The sequence below is a fragment of the Thermococcus thioreducens genome (assembly GCF_002214545.1).
Lineage (GTDB): Archaea > Methanobacteriota_B > Thermococci > Thermococcales > Thermococcaceae > Thermococcus > Thermococcus thioreducens.
In genome coordinates, this window is record NZ_CP015105.1 from 1060623 (window position 1) to 1076926 (window position 16304).

General features: G+C 54.8%; 19 protein-coding genes and 2 pseudogenes. 9 read left to right on the forward strand and 12 right to left on the reverse strand.

Translation table 11 applies throughout. The annotated features are described in order from the left end of the window. Positions 1 to 30: 30 nt before the first annotated feature. From A3L14_RS05785 to A3L14_RS05800, 4 genes are read right to left on the reverse strand one after another with little or no spacing between them, the layout of a single operon-like run. On the reverse strand, positions 31 to 858 hold the full coding sequence (locus tag A3L14_RS05785) for a translation initiation factor eIF-2B alpha/beta/delta subunit family protein (protein WP_055428815.1): 828 nt from the start codon (positions 856 to 858) through the stop codon (positions 31 to 33). Positions 859 to 863: 5 nt separating this feature from the next. Continuing rightward, positions 864 to 1301: a type II toxin-antitoxin system VapC family toxin gene (locus A3L14_RS05790; protein ID WP_055428816.1), complete on the reverse strand. Its 438-nt coding sequence runs from the start codon at positions 1299 to 1301 to the stop codon at positions 864 to 866. Next, complete coding sequence (locus A3L14_RS05795; RefSeq protein WP_055428817.1) at positions 1298 to 1486, reverse strand: hypothetical protein; 189 nt, start codon at positions 1484 to 1486, stop codon at positions 1298 to 1300. Before A3L14_RS05795 ends, A3L14_RS05790 begins: the two co-directional genes overlap by 4 nt. A 47-nt stretch (positions 1487 to 1533) precedes the next feature. Then, positions 1534 to 2292, reverse strand: coding sequence for a molybdopterin-binding protein (locus A3L14_RS05800; protein ID WP_055428818.1), 759 nt, complete (start codon positions 2290 to 2292; stop codon positions 1534 to 1536). A gap of 156 nt (positions 2293 to 2448) precedes the next feature. Between A3L14_RS05800 and A3L14_RS05805 the strand changes: the two genes are divergently transcribed. Beyond that, positions 2449 to 3453, forward strand: coding sequence for a phosphorylating glyceraldehyde-3-phosphate dehydrogenase (locus A3L14_RS05805; RefSeq protein ID WP_055428819.1), 1005 nt, complete (start codon positions 2449 to 2451; stop codon positions 3451 to 3453). 59 nt (positions 3454 to 3512) lie between these two features. On the opposite strand, the gene A3L14_RS05810 is transcribed toward A3L14_RS05805, so the two are convergent. Continuing rightward, on the reverse strand, positions 3513 to 4628 hold the full coding sequence (locus tag A3L14_RS05810; protein WP_232473277.1) for an aromatic amino acid transport family protein: 1116 nt from the start codon (positions 4626 to 4628) through the stop codon (positions 3513 to 3515). Positions 4629 to 4722: 94 nt separating this feature from the next. Beyond that, positions 4723 to 5007: a DUF167 domain-containing protein gene (locus A3L14_RS05815; RefSeq protein ID WP_055428820.1), complete on the reverse strand. Its 285-nt coding sequence runs from the start codon at positions 5005 to 5007 to the stop codon at positions 4723 to 4725. Between the two features lie 58 nt (positions 5008 to 5065). On the opposite strand from A3L14_RS05815, the gene trmY reads away from it, so the two are divergent. Beyond that, positions 5066 to 5671, forward strand: a complete 606-nt coding sequence (trmY, locus tag A3L14_RS05820) for a tRNA (pseudouridine(54)-N(1))-methyltransferase TrmY (RefSeq protein ID WP_055428821.1) — start codon at positions 5066 to 5068, stop codon at positions 5669 to 5671. On the opposite strand, the gene A3L14_RS05825 is transcribed toward trmY, so the two are convergent. Further along, on the reverse strand, positions 5632 to 6168 hold the full coding sequence (locus A3L14_RS05825; RefSeq protein WP_055428822.1) for a DUF402 domain-containing protein: 537 nt from the start codon (positions 6166 to 6168) through the stop codon (positions 5632 to 5634). The genes trmY and A3L14_RS05825 overlap by 40 nt on opposite strands. Before the next feature lie 59 nt (positions 6169 to 6227). On the opposite strand from A3L14_RS05825, the gene A3L14_RS05830 reads away from it, so the two are divergent. Together A3L14_RS05830 and A3L14_RS05835 are read left to right on the forward strand one after the other, a co-directional pair. After that, the gene (locus tag A3L14_RS05830; protein WP_232473278.1) at positions 6228 to 6449 is read left to right on the forward strand and encodes a nucleotidyltransferase family protein; all 222 of its coding nucleotides are present in this window, start codon (positions 6228 to 6230) and stop codon (positions 6447 to 6449) included. A gap of 74 nt (positions 6450 to 6523) precedes the next feature. After that, a pseudogene (locus A3L14_RS05835) lies at positions 6524 to 6855 on the forward strand (HepT-like ribonuclease domain-containing protein). A gap of 2 nt (positions 6856 to 6857) precedes the next feature. Here the strand turns inward: A3L14_RS05835 and glyS are convergent. Further along, positions 6858 to 8568: pseudogene (glyS, locus tag A3L14_RS05840) on the reverse strand (glycine--tRNA ligase). 92 nt (positions 8569 to 8660) lie between these two features. After that, a complete protein-coding gene (locus A3L14_RS05845; protein ID WP_074631225.1) occupies positions 8661 to 10949 on the reverse strand; it encodes an alpha-amylase family glycosyl hydrolase in 2289 nt (762 codons plus the stop codon). A 151-nt stretch (positions 10950 to 11100) separates the two neighbouring features. On the opposite strand from A3L14_RS05845, the gene A3L14_RS05850 reads away from it, so the two are divergent. The 5 genes from A3L14_RS05850 (at position 11101) to A3L14_RS05870 (ending at position 13685) form a co-directional block, all read left to right on the forward strand. Continuing rightward, positions 11101 to 11331 (forward strand): LSm family protein, encoded by a 231-nt coding sequence (locus tag A3L14_RS05850; protein WP_055428824.1) that lies wholly within the window; start codon positions 11101 to 11103, stop codon positions 11329 to 11331. A 25-nt stretch (positions 11332 to 11356) separates the two neighbouring features. After that, entirely contained in the window at positions 11357 to 11548 is a 192-nt protein-coding gene (locus A3L14_RS05855; protein WP_055428825.1) for a 50S ribosomal protein L37e, read from the forward strand. 106 nt (positions 11549 to 11654) lie between these two features. Continuing rightward, a complete protein-coding gene (locus A3L14_RS05860; protein WP_055428826.1) occupies positions 11655 to 13025 on the forward strand; it encodes an MATE family efflux transporter in 1371 nt (456 codons plus the stop codon). 47 nt (positions 13026 to 13072) lie between these two features. Continuing rightward, the gene (gene vapB / locus A3L14_RS05865) at positions 13073 to 13294 is read left to right on the forward strand and encodes a type II toxin-antitoxin system VapB family antitoxin (RefSeq protein WP_055428827.1); all 222 of its coding nucleotides are present in this window, start codon (positions 13073 to 13075) and stop codon (positions 13292 to 13294) included. Further along, a complete protein-coding gene (locus A3L14_RS05870) occupies positions 13281 to 13685 on the forward strand; it encodes a type II toxin-antitoxin system VapC family toxin (protein WP_074631223.1) in 405 nt (134 codons plus the stop codon). Before vapB ends, A3L14_RS05870 begins: the two co-directional genes overlap by 14 nt. Here A3L14_RS05870 and A3L14_RS05875 read toward each other — a convergent pair. The 3 genes from A3L14_RS05875 to A3L14_RS05885 all read right to left on the reverse strand — a co-directional run bounded on the left by A3L14_RS05875 (position 13682) and on the right by A3L14_RS05885 (position 16292). Then, a complete protein-coding gene (locus A3L14_RS05875; protein WP_055428828.1) occupies positions 13682 to 14776 on the reverse strand; it encodes a VIT1/CCC1 transporter family protein in 1095 nt (364 codons plus the stop codon). The genes A3L14_RS05870 and A3L14_RS05875 overlap by 4 nt on opposite strands. A 69-nt stretch (positions 14777 to 14845) precedes the next feature. Beyond that, positions 14846 to 15979: a tRNA (guanine(10)-N(2))-dimethyltransferase gene (locus A3L14_RS05880; protein WP_055428829.1), complete on the reverse strand. Its 1134-nt coding sequence runs from the start codon at positions 15977 to 15979 to the stop codon at positions 14846 to 14848. 46 nt (positions 15980 to 16025) lie between these two features. After that, complete coding sequence (locus A3L14_RS05885; protein WP_055428830.1) at positions 16026 to 16292, reverse strand: 50S ribosomal protein L35ae; 267 nt, start codon at positions 16290 to 16292, stop codon at positions 16026 to 16028. Positions 16293 to 16304: the final 12 nt, after the last annotated feature.

Sequence of the window (16304 nt, forward strand, 5' to 3'; positions counted from 1 at the left end):
CTTTTCTCCCCTTTCCCAGTTTGCTTCAGCTCAAATCTCTTTGGGTGGTACAAGAATCCCGAACTCGGTTATTACGCCCCTGACGTAACGCCACGGGGTGACGTCGAAGAGCAGGTTTCTCACGCGGTAACCTTGCCTCATGTAGGGCCTCTCGACTATCTCAACCTCCTCCGAGGTCAGCCCGGGGTGGAGCTTGAAGCTCTCCGCGGCGACGTAGAAAGGAACACCATTGTCGTGGCACGCTAAAGCGAGGAGGTAAGTACCGGCCTTGTTAACAACCGCCCCGTCGCGCGTAACGTTGTCCGCCCCGACCAGCGCGAGGGTGGCCTTTCTGGCGAAAAGACCCAGCTGTGCGTCGGTTATAACTTCAAACGGGACACCGAGGGAATCGAGCTCCCTCGCAAGGGCTATCCCCTCGTAGTCAGGTGCGCTCTCCGTGAGAACGACCCTGAAGTGCTTGCCCTTCCTCTTGGCGGCTTTGAAGATCTCAAGAACGGCCGAGGAGAAAGAGTGAGTGATTATTACCTCGTTCTCGTCTATCAGCTCGCTGCCGATGTTGCCTATCTCGCGCTTTGCCTCCCCTGCGAGGCGGACGAACTCCTCGGCCTTCGTCCGCACCACTTCGGGGTTGCCCGTTATGGGTATGAAGCGTGAGAGGTTGTAGAGCGACGCCATCGTCCTGTTTACCGCGGGGACTTCGGTTCTCATCTCCCGTAGAGCATTTTTCAGCTCATCCCCCTCAAGCAGGCCCGCGAGTATCATGTATGCCTCTGCACCCCTCATTGCGAGCCAGCCGGCGCCCCTTATGCGCTCGGCGCGCATCTCCTCAAGTATCGAGCGGACCTCATCAGGAAGCATTGGTATCACTCCACTAAAATCACTTTAACACCCGTGTCTCTTGAAATCCCAGCCATTTTTCTGTCCGCGGTCACGAGGACGGCACCTTTTATCTTTGCAAGTGAAAGATAGTATGCATCCGCGGCCCGTGAACCTGTCTTTCTTGCAATTTCCAGTATAGATCCTTCCAGGTCTTTTTCAGATACTACGAAGAAGTATTCACCCAAAAACTCTAGAGCAGCATCGACGTTGGCTCTTTTTCCGAGTTTTCTGACAAGAAGGGAAGAAACCTCGACAAGGCCAAGAAAGGGCATGTAAAGCTGAAATCCCTCTTCCAAAAAGAAAGATAGGAGTTCCTTAGAGCGCTGATGACGTTTCCACTGCCTCCAATATACTTCATCCTTTTTTCTTCTCCTCGGGACGACGAGAGCATCAACTATAAAAGACGCATCTGCGACTATCATCTCTCCCTCAGCTCCTCAAGCAGTTCGAGGGTATCGGGAATCTCTTCAGGAGCATTCTGATTAATCGTTTGGATAACGTTTTCGAGGTCTCTCAGGGCCTTTTTCTTCCGTCCCTCTCGGACGGCTTTGAGAATCTCCCTAACGAGAGGCTCTATGTCCTTGGGGACATCTATCTCCACCGTCATTCTCCCACCAATGGCTTTCTACCATGAACTCCTTTATCACCCTTTCGCTACCAGCCTTCCTCAAACCTAATCCCCTTCTCTTCAAGGAAGGCCTTCGCGCGCTCTATCTCCCCTTCACTCTCTCCAAATATGATTATGCCAATGTACCTCCCGAAGCCCTTTGGAGAGGAGTGTATCCTGACGTCGAACCTTTCCAGGGCCTCAATCAGAAGGGGCGCGAGCTTGCTCTCATCGGTTATCTCCGCGAGGAGCTTCCTCTGGATGAACTTCCTCTCCCCAAGCCTCGGTAGGACTTCCTTTTCGAGCATGGCCTTCATCTCGCGGGGCATTCCTGGGAGGACGAAGATTTTTACACCGACGTGCTCGATGTATGCACCCGGGGCGGCTCCCTCGGTGTTCTTAAGGGGCTCTGCACCCTCTGGAAGGTAAGCCATCTTTTTCCTCCCCTCGTTGAGCTCGGGGTCGTCTATGTAGCCCTTCTCATAAAGCTCGCGGTAGAACTCCCTGATCCGTTCGAGGCACTCTTCGCAGAGAACGAGTTCTCTGTTAAGTGCCTCGGCAACGGCCAGCATGGTGACGTCGTCGTGGGTCGGTCCAAGGCCACCTGAGATAATGAGAACCTCTGGCTTCCTGTCCAGTATCTCACGGATAACCTTCTTTATCTCCTCAACATCATCTCCGACGGTCGTCTTTCTCCTCACCCAGTAGCCCCTTTCGGTCAGCCTCCGGGCTATAAACGCGGAGTTGCTGTCCACGGTGTTCCCGGTGAGCAGTTCATCGCCTACCGTGAGTATCTCGGCGAACATCTCAACCACCGATGGATTTTCCGGAGAACAGCTTATAACTCCAGCGGAAATCCTCTGCAGGGGAATGTAAAAATCCAGCACATTCAATAGCGGTTTTCACCACGGGTGAAAACAAGACTTAAGTATTTTATCGCTATAAAATTCTCCGGTGGTAACATGAAAGTGAAGGTCGGCATTAACGGTTATGGGACGATAGGCAAGCGCGTCGCCTACGCGGTCACGAAGCAGGACGATATGAAACTCATAGGCGTCACCAAGACGAAGCCGGATTTCGAGGCCTACCGCGCCAGGGAGCTGGGGATTCCGGTCTATGCCGCGAGCGAGGAGTTTCTGCTGAAGTTCGAGAGGGCCGGCTTTGAAGTCGCTGGAACGCTCAGCGATCTTCTCGAAAAGGTCGACGTCATAGTCGACGCCACCCCCGGCGGGATGGGGGCGAAGAGCAAGGAACTGTACGAGAAGGCAGGAGTTAAGGCGATTTTCCAGGGTGGTGAGAAGGCATCAACCGCTGAGGTCTCCTTCGTGGCCCAGGCGAACTACGAGAAGGCCCTCGGCAAGGACTACGTCCGCGTCGTCTCCTGCAACACGACCGGATTAACGAGGACGCTCTCAGCGATTCAGGACTATATAGACTACGTCTACGCGGTCATGATACGCCGCGCGGCAGACCCGAACGACGCCAGGCGCGGCCCGGTCAACGCCATAACCCCGAGCGTGACAGTCCCTTCACACCACGGGCCGGACGTCCAGACGGTCATCCCGATAAACATTGAGACCTCAGCCTTCGTCGTACCGACGACGCTCATGCACGTCCACAGCATCATGGTTGAGCTGAAGAAGCCGCTCGAAGCCAAGGACGTCGTTGAGGTCTTCGAGAACACCACGCGCGTTCTGCTCTTCGAGAAGGAGAAGGGCTTTGACAGCACAGCCCAGCTCATAGAGTTCGCCCGCGACCTGCACCGAGAGTGGAACAACCTCTACGAGATAGTTGTATGGAAGGAGAGCGTAAGCGTCCGCGGAAACAGGCTCTTTTACATTCAGGCCGTCCACCAGGAGAGCGACGTGGTTCCTGAGAACATAGACGCGATAAGGGCGATGTTCGAGCTGGCAGACAAGTGGGAGAGCATAAAGAAGACGAACGAGAGTTTGGGGATTCTGAAATAGCTCTCCTGTTATTCCCCAATTTTTTGCAACCTTCTATGTCTCTCCGCGAAAAAAGGGAATCAGACCAAAGAGACCACTGAATATACGAACACGAGGAAGAATACCGCCCCGGTGAGGTAGGCAACGCCGTGCGGGACCTTCACACACTCCGGCGGGTGGACGTCCCTCGTCCTGAGGTACATCGCCACCGGCAGGATTCCGGCATAGAGCAGTCCACCGAAGGTTCCAGCGAGCCATAGGGCGCTGACGAAGCTCTTGAGCCCGGCGAAGTATATCAGCAAGGGCGGAATGACCGTGAGCAACCATGCGGTTCTCTTGTCAAGATTAAACGCCTCGCGGAGGTTGTCCATCTGGGCAAAGCCTATCCCGATGTAACTGGTACTTATTGCAGCAAGCGGGAGGAGGAGCCCAAGAATCTTCCCAAGGGGACCGTAGTAGCTTTCCAGGGCTGAGGTTGCCAGCTGTGGAGTGCCCGCTCCGAGTGCGCCGACGAACGCCAGCACAAAGAGAGCGTAGAAGCCCATCGGCACTAGGTAGCCTATCAGGACTGCCTTTTTGGTCTTCTCCGCGCTCCCAAGCCCCTTGTACATCTCCGGAACAACCATGTGGCTGACGTAGGCGAATATCGCCACACCTATCCCTGAAACCACTGCACCGGTGTTTGTTGGGGACATGTTTGCAGGTTCGAGCTTCGGGAGCATCAGGGCAACCGCAATCGCCAGCGCACCCAGCAGGAGGAAGTTGAGCACCAGCTCCGCCTTGCCCGAGGCCTTGAGCCCCATGAGAACTATCCCGCTCATCACGAGCCAGAAGATTATCGCCGCCACTGTGCCGTTGATCCCCGTGAGGGATGATATTATGTCACCGCTTCCGGCGATATAGGCTATGAGCGCACCGTAGCTGAGGACGGAGATGCTCGCCAGCATGAGCCAGCCGCCGGCCTTTCCAAGGGTCTCCCTCGCCAGAGAGGTCATCGTACCGCCCCTGTGGACGGCCAGTTCGAGGACGAAGAGAGCAGTTAACATAGTGAGGAACCCGACAGCCATTATGACAGCGATCCCTGCGAAACCAGTCTCCCTGAACGCATAGGGCAGACCCAGAACTCCCGCTCCAATTTGAGTGCCTATCAATATTGCGCTTGCCTCAGCGAGGGTGAGCTTTTTCACGGCCACCACCGATGGTTGAAGAAAGGTTCATAGATTTAAGCTTTGCCTGAAAAAGGATGTTCTTCGGTGAAACAAAGGAAAGAACCCAAGACAACCGTGAACATCAGAGCTCAAGTTTTTTCAGAACCTCTTCCGCGCTGAGCCCCTTCACGAGCAGGTCCTTTTCCCTGCTGGTGTCTCCCCTGACTATCGCGACCTCGGCCCCGAAGAGCTTCGAGAAAAACCTGACGACCTCCTTGTTCGCCCTCCCCTCTACGGGCGGGGCTTTTATTTTGACCTTCAGCCGTCCGCGCCACTCATCGACACCCTCAATGGAACTCTTCTTTGCCTTCGGCTGCACATGGATGAGGATGATAGTTCCGTCCCTCGTCTCCTTCAGGAACTTCATATAACCACCGGGGGGATTAGGGTGCAGACTTTTAAACCCTAACCTCCCAGCAGGTCATATGAGAACATTCATAGTCAAGGCAAACGGGGCCCACACTGCCTATGATTTCAGTCTGAAGGACTTACCCGGCACAAGCGGGAGGATAGATCTGCTCTGCCGGTTTCTCAACAGCGCTTTCCTGCTCTCACACGGCATAAGGAAGAACGTAAGGGTCTGGCTCCTCCTTTACGGCCCGCCTAAACCGCCGAAGGCAATACGCTTTGAGGGGGCTGAACTGAGGGCCAGGCTCAATCCCGACGAGCTGAGTACAGCGAAGCTCATAGTGAAGGCCTTAAAGGCCGGTGAAGGGCTTAGAGAGCCAGCAAAGGAGCTTGAGGTTCTGCCGGGAATCTACGTCAGCAATCTGACTTTTGAGGACGTCATAAGAAGAACGCTGAAGGGCTCTGAGCTCTACTACCTCCACGAGGGGGGCAAGCCTATTGGAAAGGTGAACTTCGGGAAAAATGTCGCCTTCGTCCTCGGCGACCACAAAGGGCTAAGCAATGAAGACGAGGCCTTCCTCGACGGAATAGCGGAGAGGGTGAGTGTTGGAAAGAAGAGCTACCTGGCTTCCCATGTGGTTGCCTACGTTAACATAACCCTCGACTCGCTCGGCGTCCCCTGAAGGTCGTACTCCCACACGATATCGGGCGGGAACTCCTTCCGTTTAATCTTTTCAAGGATTTCCCTCGCAACGCGGTAGGCGAAGTCAAAGGTCTCTCTGTCAATCACTCCGTAGTTAAGTGCCATCTCAAGCTCGTCTTCATCGAGGAGGAATGCCCCGCCGCCCGGAAAGACGAAGAGGTCGAGGAAAAGGTCGAGCATCTCAAGCGTGTTCCCTTCCCTCTTTGTGTAAGCCAGGACGTCGATGTAGAGGCCTTTGAAGTTTCCCTTCTCGTCGTAGACCTTCAGGACGTCGTAGTTTCTCCCGACGAAGGCGAAGTAGATCATGGCGTAGCCGTTTTTGATGACCTCGACACCGTTCACTCTCAGCGGGGCAAGCATGCCTTCGAAGCGGGATTTGGCAACCACGATATCGCCTAAATCAGCGACTACCTCATCATCACGCTCAAGAATCCTGTTCGGAAGGCGGAGGTAGATGAGGTGGATTTTCCTGGACATGCTACCCCACTGAGAATAAGACTGAACCTTTTTATATTTTCACAACTCAGGATTTGTTGATGGTGAGGGTTACCCTTTCCGAGATTGAGAATATTCTTAGAGCACATAAGGAGGATCTCCGCAGGAGATTCGGGGTTAGCTCAATCGCTATATTCGGCTCCTATGCGAGGGGCGAGGAGACCGAGCTTAGCGACGTGGATATACTCGTCGAGTTTGAACGGCCCATCGGCTGGGAGATAGTCGATTCTAAAATACTACCTCGAATCCCTGCTTGGAGTTAAAGTAGATCTGATAACAAAAAATGCAGCCATGAGCAGAAATCGCTTCTGGGAGCACATAAAGGGGAACCTCGTTTATGTCTAAGCGGGACCCCTGCCTGTTTTTGAACGACATACTTGAGGCGATTTCTAGAATTGAGGAGTACACGGAATGTTATGAGTTTGATGATTTCGTGCGGGATAGAAAGACCATTGATGCAGTTCTGAGAAATCTCGAAATAATAGGTGAAGCCGCCAGGTATGTGCCGGAGAGAATCCAAACGTACCATGGAGGCGTATTATCGGACTTAGAAACGTCGTGATCCATCACTATTTTGGTGTTGACCTAAATATAATCTGGACGATAATCCGCTTCCAGTTGCCGGAACTGAAAGAAAGCATAGAGAAAATGGTAAAAGAGCTTTGCTAAGCTCACTCCCCAAAAATCAGCTCCCTGAGCTTCTCCGGCAGCTCTTCAATCTTCACCCTCATCTGCTCCCTCGTGTCGCGGTCGCGGATAGTAACGGTGTTATCCTCGGGCGTCTGGTTGTCTACCGTGACACAGTAGGGTGTTCCTATCTCGTCGTAGCGCATGTATCTCCTCCCGACGGTGTCCTTCTCGTCGTAGACCGCTATGAAGCCCGCCTTCTGGAGGGTTCTAAAGACGTCGTAGGCTATGCTCTTGAGCGGCTCCTTGGCGACGAGAGGCAGAACAGCTACCTCTATCGGCGCCATGTCCTTCTTCAGTCTGAGATAGGTTCTGTCCTCCTCTATGACGAGGCTGTTCTCAAGGAGCAGGTAGAAGGGCCTGTCTATTCCAAAGCTCGGCTCTAAAACATGGGGTACTATCTTCTCGCCGGTTATCTTTTCCTCCACTTCCCTGATTATGAAGTCGTCCTTCTCCAGCTCGTAGCCCTCGATGGTTATCCTGCCGTCCCTCTCCAGCACATCCACCAGGTTCCTCAGCTTCTCCTCGTCCCAGCCCTGGATGAGCTCGTTTATCCTCTTGGCGTCCTTCTTCAGCTTGGGACCAACCTTCTTCATGTTGAGGCTTACCTTGAGGCGTCTGACTATCTTGGGCTCGTCGTAGTGGATGAGGACGGTTAGGTCAGCCCCGCTCATCTTCATGTGCTTGCTGAGGTCGTAGTCGCCGCGGTAGGCTATGCCGACGCACTCCACCCAGCCGAAGCGCTCGCTGTGTATCTCAACGTCCCAGGTGTCGCTTGAGTAGTGTGCCCTTTCCTCCGGCAGCTGCTGGCGGAAGCGTATGGCCTTCTCGGGGATGCCGATGTCGAGGAGCGTCCTCTTGACCATGACCATGTAGTAGGCGAAGAATGTGTTCAGGACGTAGCCCTTCTTGACCGGCATCCTCGGCGGTTATTTCAATCATCCCGAGGTTTTTGAGCTGGTTCTCTATCGGATAGAGGCGCAGAACTTCGTCCTTGACCTCGTCGAAGTGTGGATGTTCCGTCTCCTTAGGGTTGAAGAATATCTCGGCCTCAGCCTGTGTGAACTCCCTCAGGCGGAGCATCCCCTGTCTCGGCGAAATCTCGTTTCTGTAGGCCTTTCCAATCTGGAAGACACCGAAGGGGAGCTTGTTCCTCGCGAAAGCGTTTAGGCGCCTGAAGTTGACGAAGATGCCCTGAGCCGTTTCAGGCCTCAGGTAGCCCTTCTGGTCACCGTAGGGGCCGATTTTGGTCTCGAACATGAGGTTGAAGTACCAGACATCGGAAAGCTCACCGCCGCACTCGGGGCAGCGGATGTCGTGCTCGCGGATGAGTTCGGTGAGGTGCTCGGCGCTCATGCCCTCGGTGTCTATTCCAAGGGCCTCCTCCACTATGTGGTCTGCCCGGAAGCGGGCACCGCACTTCTTACACTCCACGAGCGGGTCGACGAACTTCTCGACGTGACCGCTCGCTATGAAGACCTTCTCCGGCGTGATGTCGGGAGTTTCCAGCTCGAAGAAGCCTTCCCTCTGGAAGGCCTCGCGTATCTTCCGCTCGATTTTCCTCTTTATTGTAGCTCCAAGAGGACCGTAATCATAGAAACCTCTCGCACCACCGTAGATTTCAAAGCTCCCCCAGGCAAAGCCTCTCCTCCTCATCAAGTCCTGAAGAATCTCATACTTATCGGGCTTTCCCATCGCTCACCACCTGAAACTGGAGTAAGGCCATTTCATAAAAAGCTTTTGGAACGGGAGTCGTCAGAGTGGCAATGAAAAAAGACTGGGGGCGGTCAGCTCCTCTCCAGTATGAGGACACTGACTCCGGGCACCTCGATGCTTCCCAACACGGTAACCCCCATACGGCCCTCGGGCCAGAGGATTCTCCACTCCCCTTGGGGAAGCTCCAGCTTGGCAGGCCTATTCCAGCTGTTTGCCACGACGAGAACCTCATCGTCGTGCCCCCTGAAGAAGGCCATCATGCCGTTCTTCGCGGTGTAGAACCTTATGGCGCTGCTCCTCAGCGCAGGGGTTCTCATTCTCAGCTCTGCCAGCGCCCTGTAGTGGTTCAGCACGTCCTCGTTCACCTGATCCCACCCTATCGGATAGCGCTGCTCGTCGTAGTGGTTCTTGTCGCCCAGCAGGCCCCTCTCGTCGCCCTGGAATGTCACCGGCGTCCCGGGAAGGGTGTACAGAAGGGTAGAAAGCAGTTTGAGCCGCTGGATAGATTCGTTGGTAGGTTCATCTCCAAGGCTCCCGCCGCCAAGGTCGGTGAGGACCCTCGACGTGTCGTGGGAGTCAACGAGATTGAAGCCCATTGCAACAACGTTCTCACCGTAAGAGGCGTAGTACCTGCCCATCATCTTCATTGCGGCTTCACCGCTTAGGTAGCCCCTTGCGTAGTTTAGGAGTATGTCCCTTCCGAGGGCGTAGTTCATGAGCGAGTCGAAGCGGTCTCCCTTGACCCACTCCGGCGAGAGCGTCCATATCTCGCCGATGAGGTAGGCGTCGGGATGTTTCTCTTTTACCCTCTCTCTCAGCTCGGAGAAGAACGTCGCCGGGTCGAGAACCTCGTTCGGGACGTCCACCCTCATCCCGTCGAAGCCGAAGTCGAGCCAGTAGAGGGCGGCACCAATGAGATACTCCCTTACCTCTGGATTCGTCGTGTTGAGCTTTGGCAAACTGCCAATTCCCCACCAGCCGACGTATGCCTTCCCATCGCCCAGCTTGAAGGGCCACCGCTTGATGAGGAACCAGTCCCAGTAGGGGCTTTGCTTTCCGTTCTTCCAGACATCGAGGAATGCAGGGTTGCCAATCCCGCAGTGGTTGGGCACAAAGTCGAAGATGACCTTTATGCCGCGCTTGTGGGCCTCATCGAGGAACTCCCTGAGGTCTTCCTCCGTCCCGAACTTCGGGTCCAGTTTGTAGTAGTCGTAGGTGTCATAGCCGTGGGCGCTCCCGGAGAGAAAGATGGGGTTGAGGTAGATTATCGTGACGCCCAGGCTCTGAAGGTAGTCGAGCTTCTCGGTTATTCCCTTTATGTCTCCGCCGAAGTACTGGTGGCAGCAGTGGAGGGGAGTTATCGGGTCGCTCCAGTTGGAGAGTAGGGGCCTTCCCGGGTTGACCTGGTTGAGGAGAAGCTCGTCGTGGTCCAGCGCCAGGGCGTCGTTGCTTTCGTTACCGTTGTTGAACCTGTCGGGGAATATCTGGTAGGCTATCCCGTTGCTCACCCATTCCAGCTGAGGGAACCTATCAATGCCGTCGAAGCTGAAGAACGGGCTCTCGCTTGTGTTGAGGACGAGAAACCTCCCCCCGTCGGCGGAGTTTATAACGATGTAATACCTCATTGGTTCAACGAACGGCACCTCGGTGCGCCACACTTCCCCCGAGTCCCACCATACCTGGAGCTTCATGGTGTAGTTTCCTCTGTCGGTCACAAGGACGGCCGAGCTTACGGCCTTCCTCTTTGCTTCGAACCTCACAACCGTCCGGTTGTCGGCAACGCTCAGATAGGCAGGGTTTCCAGGGTCGAACTCCACGTAAAAGCTCTCCTTCCCCTCAACTAGCCTGACCGCGTTCTTCCCGCCATAGCCGTCATCGGCATATCCATCGGCGTCGGGGTCGTAGGGTCTTCCGGTGCCATCATCTGACATGTCCTTGACCCACTGGCCGTTGATGAAGTACTTGTACTCGTACTTCCCAGGCCTGAGACAGACCGTTGTGCTCCAGGTTCCGTTCTCCTCTTTCATTGGCCACTCGGCCCAGTTGTTGAAACTCCCGCGCAGGCTTACCGACTTTACCGTCTCGTTTCCCGAGTAATAGGCAAACCTGACGGGAACCCTCCCAGTTGGACATGATTTGTCGAGGCCGGTATAGATGGCCCTGTAGTTGCCCTCCGGCAGTCCGAACTCACCCTTCGGAGGAGGGGAATATGGGGATGTTGAGGTGAGCACCGGAGAAGTGGCTGTCGTGGGAACCGAGCTCGAAGTCGTGCCCGTTTGGTTCTGGGTTTCACCCGAGATGCATCCGCTCACTATGGCGGTTAGGAGTATGAGAATCAGGGGCAGGCCACCTTTTTTCATGGAACCACCATAGTCACCCTTGGTGATACATAGTTATATGGTTTTCCCAGGAGGCGTGTTCCCGGAACCCCGGCGAAAAGCACGGGGAAAGAGTTATAAACCGTTTCCCTCGTTATCGTTACGAGCTTTGATTATTTGGAGGTGCGTGAAAATGGCGGAAAGACCACTTGATGTTATCCACAGGTCGCTCGATAAGGACGTGCTCGTGCTCCTGAAGCGGGGTTCCGAGTTCAGGGGCAGGCTCATCGGTTACGACATCCACCTGAACGTCGTCCTCGCCGATGCTGCCCTTATTCAGGACGGCGAGGTCGTGAAGAAGTACGGTAAAATCGTCATCAGGGGAGACAACGTTCTGGCCATTTCCCCTGTCGAGATTGAGTGAAGTGAGACCTTAGTGGGGTGATAGCATGGGAAGCGGGACTGCACCGAAGGGCAGGAGGAACCATACTCCAACTCACATTAAGTGCAGGCGCTGTGGAAAGCGCGCCTACAACATCAAGAAGGGCTACTGCGCCTCGTGCGGCTTTGGCAGGAGCAGGCGCATGAGGAAGTACAGCTGGTCCCACAAGTGGAGGAAGAAGAGGAACCTCCCATACTGAGCCCTTTTATTTTCTCTTTTGGATGTCTTCCGAGCTGTAATGCCTAAGTACTACCGCAACTCTTATTAACTTCTATATCTGCTTTATCGTTTAGAGGGACGTCTTAATGATCCGCCTCAACGAAGACCAGCGCCGTCTCTGGAAGCTGGCCTGGCCGGCCATAATGGGCAACATCTCCCAGACCCTTCTCAACTTAGTTGACATGATGATGGTCGGACAGCTGGGTGCTTTGGCCTTAGCGGCAGTTGGTCTCGGCGGCCAGGTCAGCTGGTTCATGATGCCGATAATGGCGGCTGTGGCCACCGGAACGCTGGCCCTCGTTGCCCGTTTTGTTGGGGCCAAAGACGAGGAGAACGCAACCTTAGCTTTGGAGCAGAGCCTTTACTTGGCGTTTCTCCTTGGAATCCCAGTCATGCTCTTCGGATGGTTTTTTGGTGACGACATCCTGAGGATAATGGGCGCTAAACCCGACGTAATCGCTCTGGGCTACGAGTACATCAAGGTCGTCTTTGCCTTCTATCCAATCCGCTTCGCAGGCTTCACTGCTTTCTCCGCATTAAGGGGGGCTGGTGACACGAAGACACCCATGAAGCTCGGAATTTTGATGAACGTTGTGAACGCGGTTCTCGACTACCTACTAATCTTTGGAAAGTTCGGCTTTCCAGAGCTCGGCCCAGTCGGAGCGGCCTGGGCCTCGGGGATTGGAATAACCACGTCCTTCCTAATCGGCCTCTACCTCCTCTGGAGCGGGAAGCTTATACTCCGCTTTAAGCCCAGCTGGAGCTTCCACCCCGACATGGCGAGCAGAATCCTCCGCATCGGTGTGCCAACGATGATCGAGCGCGGAATATTCAGCTTCTACAACTTCCTCTATATGAGCATAGTCACTCGCTTCGGAACCGTTGCGTTAGCCGCCCATCAGGTTGGTCTCCGCGTTGAGAGCATCGCATACATGCCGGCGTTTGGCTTCAACGTGGCCACCTCAGCCCTAGTCGGGCAGAGCCTTGGGGAGGGCAGTCCGGAGAAAGCCGAGAGAACAGTTTACGAGGCCCTCAAGATGGTGGGCATCTTCATGAGTGTGATGGCCTTCATATTGATATTCTTCCCGCGCTATCTGGTCATGCCCTTCATAAGTCCGAGCGACCCGAACTACGGCGAGGTCATGGGGCTGGCGAGCATATACCTCATAATAGTCGGAATCAGCGAGATCCCCCTCGGCTGGCTCTTCGTCCTCGGCGGTGCTTTGAGGGGTGCCGGCGACACAAAGACCCCGATGTACATCACCGCCACCAGCAAGCTCCTCTTCCGGATAATCCCGGCATATTTACTCGGCTTTGGCTTTACAATCGGACCGGTGCACTTTGAGGGCCTCGGCGTTATAGCGGCCTGGATAGCCATGAGCCTCGAAACCTTCACCACAGCGGCGCTCTTCTGGTGGGCGTTCAAACGTGGAAAGTGGAAGTACGTGAAGGTATGACAGCAATGTTTATATTTTTGTAATGCGTTTCTGTAAATGGTGGTCGTATGGCAGTCATAAGCGTTCGCGTCCCCGATGAGCTAAAAGCGAAGATGAAGAAGTACGACATCAACTGGAGTGAGGAGATAAGGAGGTTCATAGAGCAGAAGATTAGAGATGAAGAAAAGGCAAAATTGCTCGACGAGATTGACTCCTTCCTCAAAAGCGTTCCCGAGCTTGAACGAGGAAAGGCCACAAAGCTCCTGAGGGATTCCCGTGATAGTAATTGACACATCTGCCCTCATAAAGTATCTCCTGAAAGAAGAGGGATGGGAGACGGTTTCGGAATTCCTCAGAAAAAGCGGGGATTTGGCCTCGCTGGAAATGGCACTGATTGAGGGTGCCAACGCCGTGTGGAAAAGGTACAACCTGTACAGGGACATATCCATTGAAACTGCCCAGAAAATACTGGACTATCTCCATGCCACCGAGGGTATAATACTGTACGAAAATCCGCTTCAATACCTCCCAGAGGGGGAGAAAATAGCCTTGGAGCACAAAATCACCGTTTATGACGCCCTCTACATCGCCCAGGCACTCAAGTACGGCAAGCTTGCAACGAGCGATGAGAAACAGGGAAAAATAGCGGAGAAACTCGGCGTTAAGGTCGTCTACCTCTAAAGCGCCGAGACGTTGAAGAGGGCCTCCATCAGCCGGCCGAAGAGGTAGCTCAGGAACGCTGCACCCAGTCCCGTCGCCACCATCTCGGCAACCTTCTTTCTGATCGAGATTCCGGAAAGGAGTGAAATCAGCGTCGCCACTATCGCCAGCGCTGAGCCTGCCAGGAGTATCGAGAAAGGGAGTGCCGTCAGCGAGCTGGATGCGAGGAAATACGGCGTAACCGGAAAGGCAACGCCGACTAGGTAAGAGAGGCCAGTATAGAGCGCCGCCCTTATCTCGTTCTCTTCAGCCTCAGGGAGGAGGAGCTGCATAATCGCCTCGCTGTTGTCGGCGAGTTCTCTCGCAACTTCCTTCGCGACCTCTTCGGGCATTCCTCCCTCGACGAGCTTCTCCACCAGCTCCTCGGCGGCTCTTTCGGGCGAGACTCTGAAGAGAACCTCCATCCTGTCGCGGATGGATTCCTTCACCTGTCTTTGAGAGCGGACGGAGACGAAGGTGCCTATCGCCATCGAGAGCGCACCCGCCACACCGACGATGAGGCCGCTTATTCCGACGAGCTGTGGGTTGTTGGGATAGACTGCGGAGAGACCCGTAACGGCACCGAGGATTTCAACCAGCCCGTCGTTCATGCCGAGGACGAGGTCTCGTGTGTTCTCGACGTGGAAGCGCTTTTCTTCCTCACGGAAAAATCTCTCGTGCTCAAGCTCGTCGAGTATTACCTCCTTTATCTCCTTCAGCTCTTCCTCGGAAAAGCGGTCTGCGTACGTGGTTAGGTATTTGAAGTACTTCTGTATCGCGCTGTTTTCACCCATTTCCAGGAGAGAAGCGACTGAGCCCGGCCCGAGAATTCTTCTGAGGAGCTTGACGCTGAAGATTGTGAGCCTCTTCACGGAAGGCTTTGGAACCTCTCCCCCGTGCCGCTTTATGAAGTCGTGCCAGAACTTGGCGTGCTTTGATTCGATGTTTGAGAGCCGAAGAAATTCCTTCCTTATCTCTTCGCCCTTTTCAATCCTTGCAAGCTGGGCGTAGAGGACTGAATCGGCGTATTCGTCTTTATAAAAGTCCCTCGCGAGCCTTATCATCTCGTCCATTGGCTCACCCCAATAAAACCACACGGAGATAAGTTAAATACATATCGAAAAGTTCGAAACTGTAACTTACTAGAGGGATTTCAGAACCCCAAGAACTTCCTCAAAGGGTGCATCGGTCTTCAGCGCCACCGGCGAGAAGTGAGTCCTCGTCGCATGGTAACCCCCCTCGCGGAGGGCCTCGATTATATCCGCGAGCTTCCCGACCTGAAGGTTGTTCTTTCTAGCCAGAGCGTGGGTGTCGTAGTGGAACGGAACGTCCAGCTCCTCCAAGAGTGTCTTGATGAACGAGAGCGTCTTTTTGTGGGCAAGGGAGTGAGTACCTGCCAGGCTCAGCATTTCATCGACGAATTTCTGGGTCTTGAGGGGGCCGAGCCAGAGCGGGCCGTAGGAGGGAAGTTTTTCCGGGAGGAACGCCTTCGTATACTCGAAGCGGCCGTTAGGTTCTTGCCAGAGGTAGCCGAGGTTTGAAAGGCTCTCGTCGGCCTTCCTCGCACCGCTTTTGAGCCTCAGAAAGGCCCTGAAGTAGTGGTCGCGGTAGTATGCCAACAGGACATCAACACCGAGGTCGTACTTGGCGGCGTATCTAACAACCGTCCCTATGAGGATCCTCAGCCCGGCTTCGTGGCAGAGCTCGCCCCGTATGGGCTCGGCGAGGTACTTCCTGCGGCAGGCGTGCAGGTAAGCACCGCAGAGGACGCCCGTGTCCGTTGCGGTGACGGCAAGAACACCCCTTCTCCGGATGCTCCTCAGAGCCGTATCGAGAAACTCGACCGGCGAGCCGAAGGGGTCGAGGTCGAGGAAGTCGAAGTACCTGAACTTCTCGGCCATAAGCCTGTTCGCATCGTCTAGGTTGGCCACCACCTCTTTCTCTCCCCGAAAAGCGATCCTTTTCTCACTTATCCCCTCCCCCTCAACGCCGAGGTTCAGCCGGACGTTTTTCAGGATCAGGTTGAAGGCCTCTTTGCTTATGTCGTTGAGCCAGACTTCTTTGGCCGGAGTTTCGAGGGCATAGCGGATGCCCCTGATTCCAGTTGCAGAAAGGGCGTCGAGAACGGTCCTCGGTTTGAGCACTTCAACCGCTAGAACGCTTATATCGCGGTTTAATGCCATGACCGGGTTGTAGAAGACGGGGGCGTCGTATATCCTCTCCGCCTTCGGGACAAGGATTTTTGCAAGGCCCTCGCGCACCTCGATGAACTCCATCCTCTCACCGGAGAAAGAAAAGGTTGGGAGGTTTAAAGGATTACGCTCAGAGAATCTCAACGTAGTCCCCAAGGGCCTGCCCAGGGAGGCCCGGCTTGAAGTACGCCTTTACCTCGCCCCTGTTGCCGTGCGTCCTGAGGATTTTGCCGTACATCTTCCTGCCGGTCGGGGTCGTCCAGACGACCTTCCTGCCTATGAGCTTTGAAGCCGCGTTCCTGTCGTCGATGCCGAGGGGCTTCAGAATCATGTGGTGGTTGTCCTGGTGCTCATGCGTACCGGCGTAGGCAAGGACGAGAGCCTTTCCCCTGGCCATCGCCCTCACCCC